This is a genomic window from Bacillus sp. JFL15 (assembly GCF_001184225.1).
GTDB lineage: Bacteria > Bacillota > Bacilli > Bacillales > Bacillaceae > Bacillus > Bacillus siamensis.
Genome location: NZ_KQ236689.1, coordinates 1,809,580 through 1,826,013, shown reverse-complemented (window position 1 = coordinate 1,826,013; position 16,434 = coordinate 1,809,580). Strand labels below are relative to the sequence as shown.

Here is a 16,434-nt window from a genome sequence, read left to right as displayed (position 1 = left end):
GAGGTGATTGGATGCAGGAATTCCTTGAAAATGTAATCGGCTCGGCAAATGATTTTTTGTGGTCAAAACTGTTAATCGTACTGCTTCTTTCTCTGGGACTGTTTTTTACGTTCAGATCAAAGGGTCTGCAAGTCCGCATGCTGAGGGAAATGATCCGGGTTTTGAAAGAAGGCGCGGCCGCCCGGTCAAAAAACAGCATTTCCCCGTTTCAGGCATTTTGCATCAGCATGGCTGCGCGTGTCGGAACCGGGAATATTACCGGAATCGCCATTGCGATCGCGCTCGGCGGCCCGGGCGCTATTTTCTGGATGTGGATTATCGCAGTCATCGGTTCGGCTTCAAGCTTTGTTGAAAGCACGCTGGCCCAAATTTATAAAGTAAAAGATCAAAACGGATTCCGCGGCGGCCCGGCCTATTACATGGAAAAAGGCTTGAAGAAACGCTGGATGGGCGCGCTGTTCGCCGTTTTAATCACGCTGTCATTCGGAGTCGTCTTTAATTCCGTTCAGTCCAATACGATCAGCGTCGCCTTTCAAAACGCATTCGGCACCAGCCGGCTTACACTTGGCATTATTTTAATCTTGGTTTTCGGCGGCGTGATTTTCGGAGGCGTCAAACGAATTGCGAAAATGGCGGAATACATCGTAGTCGTCTTAGCCGTTTTATATATCGGGGTCGCTTTCTTTGTCATTCTGACGAACATCACCCAATTGCCCGGCGTTCTGTCGCTTATCGTAAAAAATGCGTTCGGTATTGATCAGGCAGCGGGCGGCGCTTTAGGTGCGGCTTTGATGCAAGGTGTGAGACGCGGAATTTTCTCAAATGAAGCGGGAATGGGCAGCGCTCCGAACGCGGCGGCGACAGCTACGACGAGCCATCCGGTGAAACAGGGGCTCATTCAGGCATTCGGCGTCCTGACGGATACGCTCGTCATTTGTACAAGCACGGCACTTATCATTTTATTTTCAGACGCTTATCACCAGCCGGGACTGAGCGGCATCGCGCTTTCTCAGGCTGCCTTGAGCGACCATATCGGCGCGTGGGCATCAGGTTTCCTTGCCGTCTTAATGCTTTTGTTCGGCTTCAGCGCTCTGATGGGCAACTATTATTACGGAGAAACCAATATCGGATTTTTAAGCCAGAACAAAAAATGGCTGTTCATTTACCGCATCTGTGTACTCGGAATGGTTCTGTTCGGATGCATTTCCAAAGTCCAGCTTGTGTGGGATATGGCTGATTTGTTCATGGGCTTAATGGTGGTCGTGAATTTAATCGCGATTTTCCTTCTGTCGAAAAAAGCGTTTGCCGCTTTGAGCGATTATGCCCGGCAAAAGAAAGCCGGAAAGGACCCCGTCTTTTACAGAGATGTGCTCCCTGATGATGACGGGATCGACTGCTGGGAGTATTCAGACATCGCGAAAAGTGCGAAAGGCAAACATATTTCCTAAACAAAAGGTGTTCGGGCAGCGTCCTGAACATCTTTTTTTCTGCCGATTCATTGACAAAGAGGAAAGCGTCCATTACCCTTTTTATATATTTTCAGTATAGTCAGAAAGGAATGCCTATGAACCCCATTACACACATATTAGATGAATACCCGGTTATGATCATAGACGGAGCGATGGCAACCGAGCTTGAACGGATGGGCTGTGATTTACATGACGATCTGTGGTCGGCCAAAATTCTTTTGGAAAAACCCGAACTGATCAAACAGGTGCATGCCGAATATTTTGCCGCCGGCGCTGATTGCGCGATCACCGCCAGCTATCAATCAACGATTGAAGGATTTGCGGCTCGCGGCATCTCAGAAACCGATGCGATCCGCCTGATTCAGACATCAGTTGAGCTCGCCGTCCAAGCTCGCGATGAATTTTGGGCGCATGAAGAAAACCGTTCAGACCGTCCCAAACCTTTGATCGCCGCTTCTATCGGACCTTACGGCGCGAGCCTTGCCGATGGCTCTGAATATCGCGGGCATTACGGACTGACGGAGGATGAGCTGATCAGCTTTCACCGCCCCCGGATGAAAGCCCTTATAGAATCCGGCGCCGATCTTTTGGCGTGCGAGACCATTCCGTGCCTGTCAGAGGCAAAAGCGATCATAAGGCTGCTGGACGAATTCCCCGGCACTTATGCGTGGATGAGCTTCAGCGCCAAAGACGGACGGCATATCAGCGAAGGCACGCCTATTTCCGAATGCGCGGCCCTGCTCGGCTCCTGCAGCCAGATCGCGGCGATCGGCATCAACTGCACACCGATCGAACATATTCCGCCGCTGATAAAAGAAATCAAACGGGCAGCGTCCAAGCCGATTATCGTCTATCCGAACTCAGGCGAACAATACGACCCGAAAACAAAAACCTGGAAAGGTGAAGCGTGCGCAAAACATTTCGGAAAGAGCGCGCAAAGCTGGTACGAAAACGGCGCAAGCCTGATCGGAGGCTGCTGCCGGACGAAACCCGCGGATATTCAGGCCATTGCCGCTTGGGCCAAAACCATAAAAACAACTTGACTAATCGGAATAGTTTGTATATTCTATTCAAAAAGCCGGTTCGCCGGAATCTCGTGCCGTTCGCCGGCATGAGATTTTTTATTAGAACGGCTCTCGCAGAAAGTTGGAAAACAATGAACAACAAGAACGAGACGAATTTTCAGAGAAGTATGAAAAGCAGGCACCTCTTTATGCTCTCACTCGGAGGTGTAATCGGAACGGGGCTGTTTTTAAGCTCGGGGTATACCATTCATCAGGCGGGTCCGGCGGGTACCATTTTTGCATACCTTTTGGGCGCGGGCATCGTCTATCTTGTCATGCTTTGCCTCGGTGAACTGTCAGTGGCCATGCCGGTGACGGGCGCATTCCACACCTATGCGAAAACCTATATCGGGCCCGCGACGGGCTTTACGGTCGCATGGCTGTACTGGCTGACGTGGGCGGTGGCGCTGGGCTCTGAATTCACGGCGGCCGGGCTCTTCATGCAGCGCTGGTTCCCGCATACTTCGGTTTGGATGTGGAGTGCCGTATTCGCTCTTTTCATCTTTTTATTAAACGCCTTCTCCGTGAAATTTTTTGCTGAATCGGAGTTTTGGTTCTCAAGCATTAAAGTCTTAGCCATCCTGCTGTTTATTTTATTGGGCGGAGCGGCGATGTTCGGCATCGTCCCGATGAAAAGCGGTGAGGCGGCACCTATGCTGTCGAACTTTACGGATGGCGGCAGTCTTTTTCCAAATGGTTTTTTTCCGATACTGATGACGATGCTGTCAGTAAACTTCGCCTTTTCAGGGACGGAATTGATCGGAATTGCCGCCGGGGAAAGCGCTGATCCGGAAAAAACCGTTCCGCGCGCCATTAAGACTACAGTCTGGCGGCTGGCGCTTTTCTTTATCGGAACGATTTTTGTGCTGTCGGGCATGATCTCCATCCAAGAAGCGGGTGTGATTGAAAGCCCGTTCGTTACGGTATTCGACAGAATCGGCGTGCCGTATGCGGCCGATCTGATGAATTTCGTTATTTTGACGGCGCTTCTGTCTGCGGCGAATTCGGGGCTGTACGCCTCATCACGAATGCTGTGGTCCCTGTCTAAAGAAGGTGAGCTTCACCCCGCCTTTGCCAGGCTGACGTCTAAAGGCATCCCTTTTAACGCCCTGATTTTCAGTATGATCGGCGGCATTCTGTCACTGCTGTCAAGCGTGTTCGCAGCGGATACAGTGTATCTTGTTCTCGTCTCTGTCTCAGGATTTGCGGTAGTGGCGGTGTGGATGAGCATTGCCGCATCGCAATTTTTGTTCAGAAGGCGGTTTCTTAGAGAAGGCCATCAGCTTTCAGACTTAACATACAGGACACCGGGATATCCGGCCGTGCCGCTAGCGGCCTTTATCCTGTGCCTTGCCTCCTGTATCGGCATTGCTTTTGATCCGAACCAGGCCATCGCCCTTTATTGCGGAATTGCCTTTATGGCCGTCTGTTACAGCGTTTATTACTTAAAAAACCGGAACAGCCGCACCCGTGTTCAAGCCGCAAAATCTCAATAAACAAAAAAGAACCCTGCCGCGCAAGGGTTCTTTTTTTGTTTATACTTCAACCACCCATCTGAACGAATCCGGCACCTTCCCGACCTGGATGCCGGTAATGGTTTCATAGAGCCTTTCTGACACTTCACCGATCAAGCCGTTATTCAGCTCAATTGTTTCTCCGTGAATGTGCAGCTCGCCGACCGGTGAGATGACAGCTGCGGTTCCCGTACCGAATACTTCTGACACCTCGCCTCTCATCGCGGCATGATAGATGTCATCAATGGCAACCCGTTCTTCCCTGACGCGGATGCCCCAGCTTTTTAACAGCTCTATCACAGATGCGCGGGTGATGCCCCCGAGAATGCTTCCGTTTAGCGCCGGCGTTACAGCCTCTCCGTTTATAATGAAAAAGATATTCATACTGCCTACCTCTTCGGCATATTTCTTTTCCACTCCGTCGAGCCAAAGCACCTGATCATAACCCAGTTCTTCGGCTTTCCGCTGAGCCTGTAAGCTGGCCGCATAGTTTCCGGACGTTTTGACATCGCCCACTCCGCCGGTGACGGCGCGCACATACTCATCCTCGACATAAATACGGATCGGTTTCAGCTGATCGCCGTAATACGAACCGACCGGCGTCAGGACAACCATGAATTTATAACGCTTGGAAGGCCGGACGCCTAAAGAAGGCTCGGTCGCAATCACAAACGGACGGATATATAAAGAAGTTCCTTTTTCTTTCGGAATCCATTCCTGCTCCAGCTCCACCAATTGTACCAGTGCTTCCAGCGCAAGCTTCTCATCGAGAGGCGGCATGCTCATCCGCCGCAGCGATTTATTCAGCCGCTTTATATTTTGGTCAGGACGGAACATCAATGCCCGACCGTCTTCTGATCTGTAAGCCTTCAGCCCTTCAAATACGGCCTGCCCGTAATGGAAAACGGATGCGGACGGATCAAGATGAACCGGTTCATATGGTGTGATTCTCGGATCATGCCAGCCTCTTTCTTCTTCGTAATCCAAGACAAACATGTAATCAGTGAAGTACTTGCCAAATCCCAATGAAGCGGAATCCGGTTTTTCTTTTCTAGCTGTGACCTTACGTCTTTCAATCAGTTGATTCAACAAAAGCACACCTTTCTTGTAATTGTTTAAATTTTCAGTCTTTTATAATCTGCCTGTTTTCTCTGTCTGAATCGTGTGCACAGATATATAAGGATGCAGTTGACCGTATCATATCAAATATACCACTTATAAGAGGATAATTATCAAAATTTTTGATATTTTCAAGTAAAAATCTTGCTTTATTTTATTCTCCTTCATCTTTTTCAATGAGGACTTTCTGTCATATTAAATGATTGCGCTTACATAATGTAAAGAAATCCTCTCTTTCGCAAAGTCAATTTTGTGACAAATTTATGGCGGAGAGGAAGGTGGTTGCCGCCTGCTTCACGAATTACGTAAGAAATGCGCAAGTAAAAGGGGGATTCGCTTGAAAAAATTTATCGCATTTCAGATTTTGATCGCCTTAGCCATCGGAGCACTGATCGGCCATTTCTTCCCGGATTTCGGGATGGCGCTGCGGCCCGTGGGAGACGGATTTATCCGCCTGATTAAAATGATTGTCGTGCCGATCGTGTTCTCGACCATTGTCATCGGAGCCGCCGGCAGCGGCAGTATGAAAAAGATGGGCAGTCTCGGCATCAAAACGATTATTTGGTTTGAAGTGATTACGACGCTTGTTCTGGGGCTCGGCCTCCTATTGGCAAACGTGCTGAAGCCGGGAGTCGGCCTTAACCTCTCTCACCTTGCTAAAAAAGACATTCACGAGCTTTCCGGCTATACGGAAAAAGTAGTCGACCTGAAACAAATGCTTCTTGATATTATCCCCGTTAATATCATTGACGTTATGGCGAAAAACGATCTTCTCGCCGTCATCTTTTTCGCGATCCTATTCGGTGTTGCCGCAGCCGGCATTGGCAAAGCCTCCGCACCTGTCATGAATTTCTTTGAATCAACGGCAAATATTATGTTCAAGCTGACGCAAATGGTGATGGTCACCGCTCCGATCGGCGTTCTTGCCCTTATGGCCGCCTCAGTCGGACAATTCGGAATCGCGCTTTTGCTCCCGATGCTGAAGCTGATCGGCACTGTGTTTCTCGGGCTGTTTTTGATCCTCTTCGTTCTGTTTCCGATTGTCGGGCTTATCTTTAAAATCAAGTACTTTGAAGTGCTGAAAATGATTTGGGATCTGTTTTTGATTGCTTTTTCCACGACAAGCACAGAAACCATTCTGCCTCAGCTGATGGATCGGATGGAGAAATACGGCTGCCCGAAGCGGGTCGTCTCCTTTGTGGTTCCGTCAGGCTTATCGCTGAATTGTGACGGCTCCAGTCTCTATTTATCAGTGTCATGTATTTTTCTGGCGCAGGCTTTTCATGTGGAGATGCCGCTTTCTCAGCAGCTTCTGATGATGCTTGTGCTCGTCATGACAAGCAAAGGCATTGCCGCCGTCCCGTCAGGCTCACTCGTCGTGCTTCTGGCGACAGCGAATGCCGTCGGTCTCCCCGCGGAAGGCGTCGCCATCATTGCCGGTGTCGACCGCGTCATGGACATGGCGAGAACCGGCGTCAACGTGCCCGGCCATGCGGTCGCCTGCATCGTCGTATCCAAATGGGAAAAAGCTTTCACATATAAAGGGCCCGTCACGGCGGACCAGACCGCCCGGACGGAAAGTATGTAAACACAAAAAAGACCACCTCATTGGTGGTCTTTTCTATTAATCAATCGCCGCATGATCTTCTTTTTCAATCAAAGCAAGGCGTTCATTGATTTCTTCTTGAGTCATTTCGTGCTCTTTCACATACATGTTGCGTTCGTTTGTACGGCATTCGTGACTGCAGCTGCGCATGTACTTGTATTCATTCTCAGGTGTGCAGATCATTTTTTTATTACATGCCGGATTTGCGCAGTTCACATAACGCTCGCAAGGCTCGCCCGTGAAATAATCTTTTCCGATAATGACATGCTCTACGCGGTTGACCGGTACGCTGATTCTTTCGTCAAATACGTAGCACTGTCCGTCCCACAGTTTGCCTTGGACTTCAGGATCTTTACCGTAAGTGACGATACCGCCGTCAAGCTGGGACACGTCTTCAAAGCCCTGCTTCAGCAGCCAGCCGGAAAATTTCTCACAGCGTACGCCGCCTGTGCAGTACGTGAGGATTTTTTTGCCTTCGAGCATGTCTTTGTGCTCTTCAATCCAGTCCGGCAGCTCACGGAACGCCTCAATATCAGGTCTGACCGCTCCGCGGAAATGACCGAGATCATACTCATAGTCGTTTCTGGCGTCAATCACGATCGTGTCAGGATCCTGCATTTGCTCATAAAAGTCTTTCGGTTTTAAGTGTTTGCCCGTCGTGGTATTCGGATCAACATCATCTTCGAGACGAAGCGTCACCAGCTCTTTTTTATGGCGGACAAACATTTTGCGGAACGCATGTCCGTCAGTCTCATCAATTTTGATCGGCATGTCGGCAAAACGCGGATCAGCTTTCAGCGCATTCATGTATTGATCCGTCTGTTCAACCGTTCCGGACACCGTACCGTTAATGCCTTCCTCAGAAATCAAAATACGGCCTAACAGACCGAGCTCCTTACAAAACTTCAAATGCTGAGCCGTGAATTCCTCAGGCTCATCAATCTTTACATATTTATAATAAAGTAAAACTCTATATTGTTTTTCCATGATTTATACACCCTGTTCAATTATATTAATGATCACGCACACTATACTATATCATACAGGAAAACGGGCGAAAGATGAACATTTCCGTCCGGACTCTTTCTTCCAGTCACGCTTCTCCTTTTATTACCTGCTGAAAATAAAACCGATACGTATTGCGCAAAAAGATTTCAAGTGAAAGGCCGGCGGCAGTCTGATACTTGCCGATGATAAACGGAAAACGATCACGGCCTTTTTCGCGCAGGACATCGGCGCTGTCTTCACCCAGTTCCGAGATGAGCGATTCGATGACAGGCCAGCAGGCATCCCGCACGGCTTCCAAAGCTTGCTGATTGGCTGTAAGCCGGTACTGCTCTATCAGCTTTGCCAAATCCTTTTCTTCCATATTGTTCACTTCCTTACACCATATAAAAAAGAGGAGCAGCTTTTATAAAGCGGACGCCTCCTCCTGTGACTCCGCATAACCGATGATCTGGCCGACCTGTAATTCCCGGCCTTCAATGAGGTTATCCGAAGGGGTAAACATATCCTTCTCAAATACTAAAATAACGGTCGATCCAAATGAAAAATAGCCCAGCTCTTCACCCGTTTCAAGCCTGTTTCCGGTGTTTGTCTGAACGATGGAATTAATATTCATCGCACCTACCGGAATCATGAGCATCTGCTGGTTACCACGGGTGAGCTCGTACACATAACGGTAATTTTTTGAGAGCACGTCTTTCCCGTACTTCAATCCCATCGTATTGACGGGATAGGAGCGTTTCCCCAGCTCGGCCAGCTTCTGATACGTACAGCTGATGGGGGAATGGAAGCGGTGGTAATGTCTCGGGCTCAGATAAAGCACGGCAAAACGGCCGCCGTTGTATTTGTGATCGGCGCTTTTAAACCCCGTCAGTTCAGCGAACGAATAATCCTTCCCTTTTACCATGAAGGTTTGATTCGGATTAATCATGCCCACCGTCTGAACGACGCCATCCACAGGACTGACGATGGCGTTCTTCTCTTTTGCCACGGGGCGGAGATTCAAATTAATATCACGAATGAAAAATGACGCCAGTGAATCAAAGTCAGAGGCTGTCCGTTCCGTTTCATTCCAGTTGATGCGATAGTGTTTGGAAAACAGCGGAATCATCGGCTTGCTCAGTTTCGATTCACAGAAGTTTTTAATGAGATGGGACGTCAATCGATTATTAGTCAGTTCAATCAATGAACGATAAAGAACTTTAGCAGCAGTATTAAACATTGATTACTCCTATGAATTTTCCTATAGTAATAAAAATAAAACACCATAAAAACGCTCCGATGGCGGCGAAGCATAAGTAGGTTTTGAAATCCATTCTGCCGATTCCGGAAAAGTAGCAGGTCACGTGTCTGATGCCTGGAATGAAATAACCCAAAATAATGGTGTACGGCCCGTACTTTTTCATCCACCTGTCTACTTTCTCCATCCTCTTTTCCTTCAAGCCGACCCATTTTCCGAACTTATTAATAAACGGCCGGCCGGCTTTTCTGCCGATGAAGTAGCTGATAATCATCCCCAGGAGAGCTCCGATAAAGCTGATCAGAATGGAGAGCTCATAATTCAGCACTTTTATATGGGCGAAGTAGCCCACAAGCGTCATCATGACTTCATCCGGAATAGGCAATCCGATAATACCAAGTGTCAGCATGAGAAAAATCGCGATATATCCGTAATCGGAGATTAATTGCTGAACTAATTCCATCTTCTGCTCTCCAGGTTTTCAGGCGCCTGTTTTTTAAAGTGGGGAAATTTAATATTGCTGACCATTAAATAACCGAGGGCAATCGTTCCTGCCCCCAGAAGAAAAGCGTTATTGATGAAGCTCAAAATGACAAGACACATCCCCGCAAACGGAATCGGCATCCCGATAAACGTCGGCAGCTTGCTTTGTCCGATATTAAATCTCGAGAGCCGGATCATTCCGCAGATGCTGTAGGAAAGCGCGATTAAAATTCCGATGAACGGAATCGTATATAGTGAAACAGTGTAAGCAAGCATAGACGGCGCCACACCGAACGTCACGAGATCAGCAAAAGAGTCAAGCTCCCTTCCCATCTCCGATACCGCGTTCAGCTTACGGGCGGCCAAACCGTCAAAAAAATCGAGAAACATCCCGATGAAAATAAAGATCACCGCGGAGTGAATATTATGATACAAAAGGGAATGAATCGATAGAAGCCCGCAAATAAAATTTCCAATTGTGATCATACTAGGTATATAATTCACAGTTTACACAAACCTCCAATTAAAACCATATCAAATCGGACTGCGTATGCATAAAGACTCCATTTTACGGAAACATAAAATGAAATTCTTTCAATGCTATCATTCAAATTCTTTTATTATACAGCATTTGGTGTTATTTGAACAATCTAATCTGGTGATTTTTGTTTTTTCGCCGTTCATATTAAGGTAAGCAATCGGCGTTATCTCTATTCCGGATTACCCTGCTTAAATATTCCATGCCGATGATACGGTCTGTCCGCGCTTCACGAATGAAAAGCCTTATGATGTATAGTTATTTCCTTCTCCGTTAAATGAGAACATTACATATAACGATTGCGGACATAAAAAGTTTCATGAATGAAAAAGCCGGCACAAAACGGCCTCATACATTATCTCACAACCCCGTTTTCCAGTATATAGTCTGCCCACACAAAAAAGGCGCCTTACCATTACGGTAAAAACGCCTCTTAAGATAGGTTTATGTAACAGATAAATGACTGAGTGCTTCAGCCGCTCTTTCTCTCGCCTCTTCAACCGTCTCGGCTGCAGAAAGCGCAACCGCCATTCGGCGTCCGGCTTTCGTGACAGGTTTTCCGAATATGCGGACCTGAGTGCTTTTTACCGCCAAGGCCTTCTCCATACCTTCAACCGCGTAATCAGCAAGCTCTTTTGGCGCCTTCAGCGGACGGCTTGCCCCCGGCGACAGCTGTGTGATTTCCGGAATCGGGAATCCCATTATCGCACGGACATGCAGCGCGAACTCTGACAAATTTTGCGTCACAAGTGTGACGAGGCCCGTATCATGCGGACGGGGAGACACTTCGCTGAAATATACCTTATCTTTAGTAAGGAAAAGCTCAACCCCGAACAAACCGTATCCGCCGAGTGAGTCCGTTATGCTTTTCGCAATGTGTTTCGCCTCTTCAATCTGCTGTTCTGTCATATGATGAGGCTGCCACGATTCAATATAGTCACCGTCTTTTTGTTCATGTCCGATCGGTGCGCAAAAGGATGTACCGTTCGCCGCGCGCACTGTCAAAAGAGTGATTTCGGATTCAAACGGAATGAATTCCTCAACGATGACCCGGCCGTTTTTCACCCGGCCGCCTTCCATCGCCATATTCCAGCAGCTTTCCAGCCCGGAAGCCGAGCGGCACACGCTTTGCCCTTTTCCGGAAGAGCTCATCAGCGGCTTCACCACGCACGGAAAGCCGATTGTTTCCGCCGCTTCTTTAAATTCTTCATATGTATTCGCGAATTCATAGCCGGCAGTCGGAAGGTGCAGCTTCTCTGCCGCAAGCCGTCTGATGCCTTCACGGTCCATCGTCAGCTTCGCCGCACGCGCATTCGGGATGACGTGAAAGCCTTCTTCCTCAAGCTTCAGCAGCTCATCCGTCGCAATGGCTTCCACTTCCGGTACAATCAAGTCCGGTTTTTCTTTTTCAATGACTTCTCTGACCTGCGCTTTATCGAGCATATCGATGACATAGCTTTTGTGCGCGGTCTGCATGGCAGGGGCATGCTCATAGCTGTCAACGGCTACAGTGACAACCCCGAGCCGCTGCGCTTCAATGACGACTTCTTTCCCCAGCTCGCCTGATCCCAATAACAACATCTTTTTCGCCTGATACATGTCCTTTGGCCCCTCCCTTTCTATACCTCCCTCATTATAACGGAAATATTCAAAAAATAAAGACAAGACAGATAACCAAGCTCTATCCTGTCTTTTGCGCTGATTCGAGCGATTCAATCGCCGCTGACACGTCCTTCTCGCCATATTGCCCCATTAAGCATAACGATTCTTCCGCCCGGCAGGCGTGAGAAGAGATGCGGCGCTTGGCTTCCTCATGCATGTCACGGATGCCGAGATCTTGGAGACTGACGGGAAATCCGAGCCGGCGGTAAAACGGAAGCAGCTCTTCAATCTCATGTCTCCGATTCTCAAGCGCAAGCTGCACCAATATGCCGTAAGCAACCTTCTGACCGTGCAGCACCTGATGTGTCTCCTGAATAAAGCTGAGTCCGTTGTGCACCGCATGCGCCCCTGCCATCCTGCACAAACGGCCCCCATAGCCGCCGACCGTTCCCGCGAGCATAATAATCGTTTCCGCCGTCTGGATGAACGGTACTGACAGCTCACCTTTCTCCATGCTTACGACGGCTGCTTCACTGTAACGCAATAACAGATCACGAATATATTCCGCCTGCCTCAGCCCCGCCTGAGCCATCAGCGGCGCCGTCCCCGTATTTCTGATGACCGCTTCGGCCTCATACCATTTCGCCAGCGTATCACCGATCCCGCTTTTCATATATTCAATGGGAGAGGAAAGTAAAAACAGCGGATCAACAAGCGTCAAATAGCTTGAACGCTTATGGTAATCCACTCTGATAAAATTGCCGCTCTCATCATACATGACACTTAACGGCGTACTTGCGGCACACGTTCCCGCGATGGAAGGAACCATCACAGTCTCAATATCAAGCCGGTCTGCCGCCGCTTTTGCCAAATCCAACATCGTGCCGCCTCCGATACCGATGATCACATCCGCATCTTTCGCCTGCTCACAGACCTTACGCACCGCCTCAGGTGAACAGTATCCTTTATGCTGAATCACATCCCAGGAAGAACCGCCGTTGTAATCGGAGAACGCCTGATAGGATTTGATTCCGGTCACAATCACGGGTTTTCTGAATGTCTCCAGCAGCCCCGGAAGCTCTTTTGCGATTCCTTCCTTACATATATATTGATTCGGGCCGCTTCGCACGATATCTTCAGGCTTCATTCGAATCTCTCCTCTGGCTGGAATTTATATATATATTTTCTCACTTGTCAGAAAATACATCAACCGGAGGTGCGTCAGCGCTTCGCCTCCTCCGCCTCCACAAACAGCTCATCAAGCCGCTCCAAAGCCTCTGCCTTTTCAAAACTGCTGAACCACAGATCATCATAAGAATCCAGGATGCGGTAATGGTGGGAAATCAAATGCTGCTGCAAGCGGAACTCACCTTTTTTCTCGATGGTTTTCCACCACACCTTGCCGCCCATCGTCTTCCCCTTCGGCCTGTCAATTGTGCGATGGGCAACCGCTTCAATGACCTCCAGCGGATCATCTCCTAATACGGATTGCAGTGTTTCACTTGATCTGAAAAGCGCGCAAACCGCCACAACATGCGGCCATTCCGCAAGCGCCCGCCCTTTCTCAATCTGCACCAGCGCCTTTTTGGAAAGACCGATCACATCCGCCATTTTCTCTTGCGTATAGCCTCTCTCCGACCGGATTTTCTTCAGCTGGACCGAGACAAGCTCAGTCATATAATCTTGATCCATCTCAACCTCCATATTTATCAATATAGCCATTTTACACCGCGTGACGCCTTTTTTATATCGGTACATTTTTAAATGAATCAAAAGAAGCGGTAAAAAAGTACCCTTTTCCTCTTTTTCTCAATTTACGAACAGAAATTGGCATCCTCATGGTAAAATACGGTCGGAGAAAATCAGGCGAAAGGACACTGTAAGGGTCAACTCGTATAATAGAAATGACAAACGCTAAAATTGTATTAAAAGGAAAAACAGATGGCAGTTTTATACTGACTGGCTCTCCGGTTAAATAGAGGTGGATAAAATGGAACAGGTAAAGAATGAGAGTTTAGAGGAAGTAAGCAATTTTTTATCTGGTTACTTTCACCAGGATTATGATTCAATGGAATCCGTATACGAAGAATTGCTGAATGAAGAATCAAGACAATACTTAATATCTCTGGTTCCTCTTCTGAGAAACTTTATCAATAGTGATTGGACAATTGAAGAAAAAAATACTCTCATAGATGAATGTGCCGATGGAGTTTACTTTCCTTACTACGAAATATCACCTTTAGAATGGTTAAAACAAGTAACAAAAAAAATTGAACTATACTTAAATCGATAAGCAGTGTGAAATTGAATTCAGATGAGAGCAGAATGGCGCATGGTAATCTCCATCTGTGATATTCCTTCAGGAAAAAGACTCGGATCGCCACTTGCGGGGGCACTCATTTTATGCGGATTTAATAGGTCCGAAATGAAACCAAATCCAAAGCAGAATACTGAAAACGTGTAAATAAAGCGAGCGATTCCCATTGATGCAGGATCGCTTGCTGCCTTTTTTGAAGATGTCTCCTATGCCCGTCCTGACGTTCCGAAGTTTCAGAGGCGCAGACAAGCTGTCATACGTTTGCCACCTATTAATGAACGCACACTACACGTAATGGAGGGATTGCAATGGACGAAATGGTCCTTGAAACACAGCAATGGCTGAATGAGACGTACAAAGGCAGACACGGGTACAACAAAGTGCCGGAAAACGGAAAAACGGGTTGGGATACCATTTACGGTCTGACACGGGCTCTTCAAATCGAGCTTGGTATTTCTGAACCTGCCGATAACTTCGGACCGACGACACAAAGATTATTTAAACCGTTGAAAAAGCAGGCTCCCGATTCTAAGCCGACCAACATGAATTACATTCTGCAAGGGGCGCTATGGTGTAAAGGATTTAACCCGGGCGGATTTTCTGGCGTTTTCTATGAAAATACCGAAAGCGCTGTAAAAGAGTTTCAAAAAGCGGCCGGGCTCACTAAGCAAGACGGCATCGTCACAGCACTCATTATGAAAGCCTTGCTGGATATGAGCGCTTTTCGGTTAGTAGCGGGGGGCGACAAAAAAATCCGCCAAATCCAGCAGAACCTGAACAGGGATTACAATGACTACATCGGCTTGATGCCTTGTGACGGCTTATATGCCCGCGATACAAACAAGGCTCTCATTTATGCCCTCCAAAAAGAAGAAGGCATGAGCACAAGCGTCGCCAATGGATTTTTCGGGAACGGAACGACCAGCTTATGTCCTACCTTGACTCCCGGCGATTCACGGACAGGCTTTGTTTTGATTGTTCAATACGCGCTTTACTGTAATGGGAAATCATTTGACCCCGGTGAATTCGACGGAAAATACGGCGTCGGCGTTGTATCGGCAGTGAAAGCTTTCCAAGAGTTTATGTGCCTGCCTCAAACAGGTTATGCGGACATGCCGACGATTAAAGCTTTATTATCAAGCTCAGGCGACACAACGCGGGCTGCTTCGGCTTGTGACACTGCTGCAATTATAACGGCAGATACGGCTAAAACTTTACGTGAGAATGGCTATAAAATCGTGGGAAGATATTTGACCGGGAATGTGCGGATTGGTAGCGATTTAGTTACTTCTAAAGCGCTGAGCAAAGAAGAGTTGTCAATTATCTTTAATGCGGGCTTAAATGTATTTCCTATTTATCAAGACGGCGGATATGAATCATCATATTTTGTTAAAAATCAAGGAACAAGAGATGCTTATAGTGCAGCAGATGCAGCACGAACCTTGGGATTTCCCTCCGGTACAACCATTTATTTTGCCGTTGATTTTGACGCCTATGATTATGAAGTAACCAATAAAATCATTCCTTATTTTAAAGAAATCAAGACTGCATTCAACAATATGCAAAGATTCCCTGATTCACCACAGTATCATATCGGGGTATATGGACCGCGCAATATCTGTATCCGAACAGCTAAAGAAAAATTAACAACACACAGTTTTGTTGCAAATATGTCAACTGGATTCAGCGGCAATCTTGGCTACCCTATGCCCAAAAACTGGGCGTTTGATCAATTCTATGAAGGTACTGTTAATGGCAAATCTGAAAGCATTGCCATTGACAAAGATAGTTATTCCGGAAAAGATAGCGGTGCCTCAAGCGTGCAGCCGCCTGAAAATCCAACTTATGATGCACGGTTACGTACCTTAACAAATATTTTATCCAGTATACCAGCAATCAGTAACATTCCGGATATCGCTACAACTATGTTTCACTTCGATAATAGTCAAACACTTTATGAGTCACCAAGTCTAGATATTACCCTTTCTACTGCATTGTCTTTTATATTGCCAAGTACTAATTCAGCTAATGTAATTAGTATATCAAATGGAAAACCTGGAGCATCCGTAACAGGATTGTTAGGTGAGACGAAAACGACCCTTGCTGCTTCACAGCTAACATCCTATCAAGATATGTTAAACAGCTTGAGTCTATCAGTACGAAATGGTTATATACAAGTGGCTGTCACACCATCCGCTGACTCTTTAAAGATTTCGTTTACTGTTTATACACCAAATATTCCGGTAAGCGACGGTACTACAACTAGACTTGCAACGACTGTAACGTTTATTATTAAGCAGAAGGAATTTACAGTACCAGAATCAGAAGAAGTTTTTAAACCAGACTGGGAAACTGCTGTTAGTGTAGCTACTGCAGGCGCAGCTGTAGTTTTGGGAATTGTAGTCTTAGTTACTATTTTTCCCGAAATGGCTGGAGCTTCAGCATTTATCAGTGCTTTTCGAGCATTATTTTCTTAA

The 16,434-nt window shown here is 47.3% G+C and carries 15 protein-coding genes; 6 read left to right on the top strand and 9 right to left on the bottom strand.

Going from position 1 to position 16,434, the window contains the following annotated elements:
- The first annotated feature begins 11 nt into the window (after window positions 1–11).
- The 3 genes from AD710_RS09245 (at window position 12) to AD710_RS09235 (ending at window position 4,029) form a co-directional block, all read left to right on the top strand.
- The gene (locus AD710_RS09245; RefSeq protein WP_016936872.1) at window positions 12–1,448 is read left to right on the top strand and encodes an alanine/glycine:cation symporter family protein; all 1,437 of its coding nucleotides are present in this window, start codon (window positions 12–14) and stop codon (window positions 1,446–1,448) included.
- Window positions 1,449–1,564: 116 nt separating this feature from the next.
- Window positions 1,565–2,512, top strand: a complete 948-nt coding sequence (mmuM, locus tag AD710_RS09240) for a homocysteine S-methyltransferase (RefSeq protein WP_049627828.1) — start codon at window positions 1,565–1,567, stop codon at window positions 2,510–2,512.
- Window positions 2,513–2,625: 113 nt separating this feature from the next.
- Window positions 2,626–4,029 carry an amino acid permease gene (locus AD710_RS09235; protein WP_197083932.1) on the top strand — a complete coding sequence of 468 codons (1,404 nt, stop codon included), beginning with the start codon at window positions 2,626–2,628 and terminating at the stop codon, window positions 4,027–4,029.
- 39 nt (window positions 4,030–4,068) lie between these two features.
- On the opposite strand, the gene AD710_RS09230 is transcribed toward AD710_RS09235, so the two are convergent.
- The gene (locus AD710_RS09230) at window positions 4,069–5,136 is read right to left on the bottom strand and encodes a branched-chain amino acid aminotransferase (RefSeq protein WP_016936875.1); all 1,068 of its coding nucleotides are present in this window, start codon (window positions 5,134–5,136) and stop codon (window positions 4,069–4,071) included.
- Between the two features lie 367 nt (window positions 5,137–5,503).
- Here AD710_RS09230 and gltP point away from each other — a divergent pair, with 367 nt between their 5' ends.
- Complete coding sequence (gene gltP, locus AD710_RS09225) at window positions 5,504–6,754, top strand: glutamate-aspartate/proton symporter GltP (RefSeq protein ID WP_049627826.1); 1,251 nt, start codon at window positions 5,504–5,506, stop codon at window positions 6,752–6,754.
- A gap of 36 nt (window positions 6,755–6,790) precedes the next feature.
- Here gltP and trhO read toward each other — a convergent pair whose 3' ends face one another.
- The 8 genes from trhO to AD710_RS09185 form a co-directional block, all read right to left on the bottom strand.
- Window positions 6,791–7,759 (bottom strand): oxygen-dependent tRNA uridine(34) hydroxylase TrhO, encoded by a 969-nt coding sequence (gene trhO / locus AD710_RS09220; RefSeq protein WP_016936877.1) that lies wholly within the window; start codon window positions 7,757–7,759, stop codon window positions 6,791–6,793.
- Window positions 7,760–7,865: 106 nt separating this feature from the next.
- Window positions 7,866–8,141 (bottom strand): hypothetical protein, encoded by a 276-nt coding sequence (locus AD710_RS09215; RefSeq protein ID WP_047476110.1) that lies wholly within the window; start codon window positions 8,139–8,141, stop codon window positions 7,866–7,868.
- 42 nt (window positions 8,142–8,183) lie between these two features.
- On the bottom strand, window positions 8,184–8,999 hold the full coding sequence (locus tag AD710_RS09210; protein ID WP_016936879.1) for a phosphatidylserine decarboxylase: 816 nt from the start codon (window positions 8,997–8,999) through the stop codon (window positions 8,184–8,186).
- A complete protein-coding gene (locus AD710_RS09205) occupies window positions 8,992–9,480 on the bottom strand; it encodes a DedA family protein (RefSeq protein WP_016936880.1) in 489 nt (162 codons plus the stop codon). The genes AD710_RS09210 and AD710_RS09205 overlap by 8 nt, the downstream gene beginning before the upstream one ends.
- On the bottom strand, window positions 9,471–10,004 hold the full coding sequence (pssA, locus tag AD710_RS09200; protein ID WP_016936881.1) for a CDP-diacylglycerol--serine O-phosphatidyltransferase: 534 nt from the start codon (window positions 10,002–10,004) through the stop codon (window positions 9,471–9,473). Before pssA ends, AD710_RS09205 begins: the two co-directional genes overlap by 10 nt.
- Before the next feature lie 478 nt (window positions 10,005–10,482).
- Window positions 10,483–11,637: a phosphoribosylglycinamide formyltransferase 2 gene (purT, locus tag AD710_RS09195; protein ID WP_049627825.1), complete on the bottom strand. Its 1,155-nt coding sequence runs from the start codon at window positions 11,635–11,637 to the stop codon at window positions 10,483–10,485.
- 82 nt (window positions 11,638–11,719) lie between these two features.
- A complete protein-coding gene (locus tag AD710_RS09190) occupies window positions 11,720–12,787 on the bottom strand; it encodes an iron-containing alcohol dehydrogenase family protein (protein WP_049627824.1) in 1,068 nt (355 codons plus the stop codon).
- Between the two features lie 74 nt (window positions 12,788–12,861).
- Entirely contained in the window at window positions 12,862–13,332 is a 471-nt protein-coding gene (locus AD710_RS09185; RefSeq protein ID WP_049627823.1) for a helix-turn-helix transcriptional regulator, read from the bottom strand.
- Between the two features lie 298 nt (window positions 13,333–13,630).
- On the opposite strand from AD710_RS09185, the gene AD710_RS09180 reads away from it, so the two are divergent.
- Together AD710_RS09180 and AD710_RS09175 are read left to right on the top strand one after the other, a co-directional pair.
- Window positions 13,631–13,933, top strand: a complete 303-nt coding sequence (locus tag AD710_RS09180) for a contact-dependent growth inhibition system immunity protein (protein WP_047476102.1) — start codon at window positions 13,631–13,633, stop codon at window positions 13,931–13,933.
- Window positions 13,934–14,265: 332 nt separating this feature from the next.
- Window positions 14,266–16,434: a glycoside hydrolase domain-containing protein gene (locus AD710_RS09175; RefSeq protein WP_049627822.1), complete on the top strand. Its 2,169-nt coding sequence runs from the start codon at window positions 14,266–14,268 to the stop codon at window positions 16,432–16,434.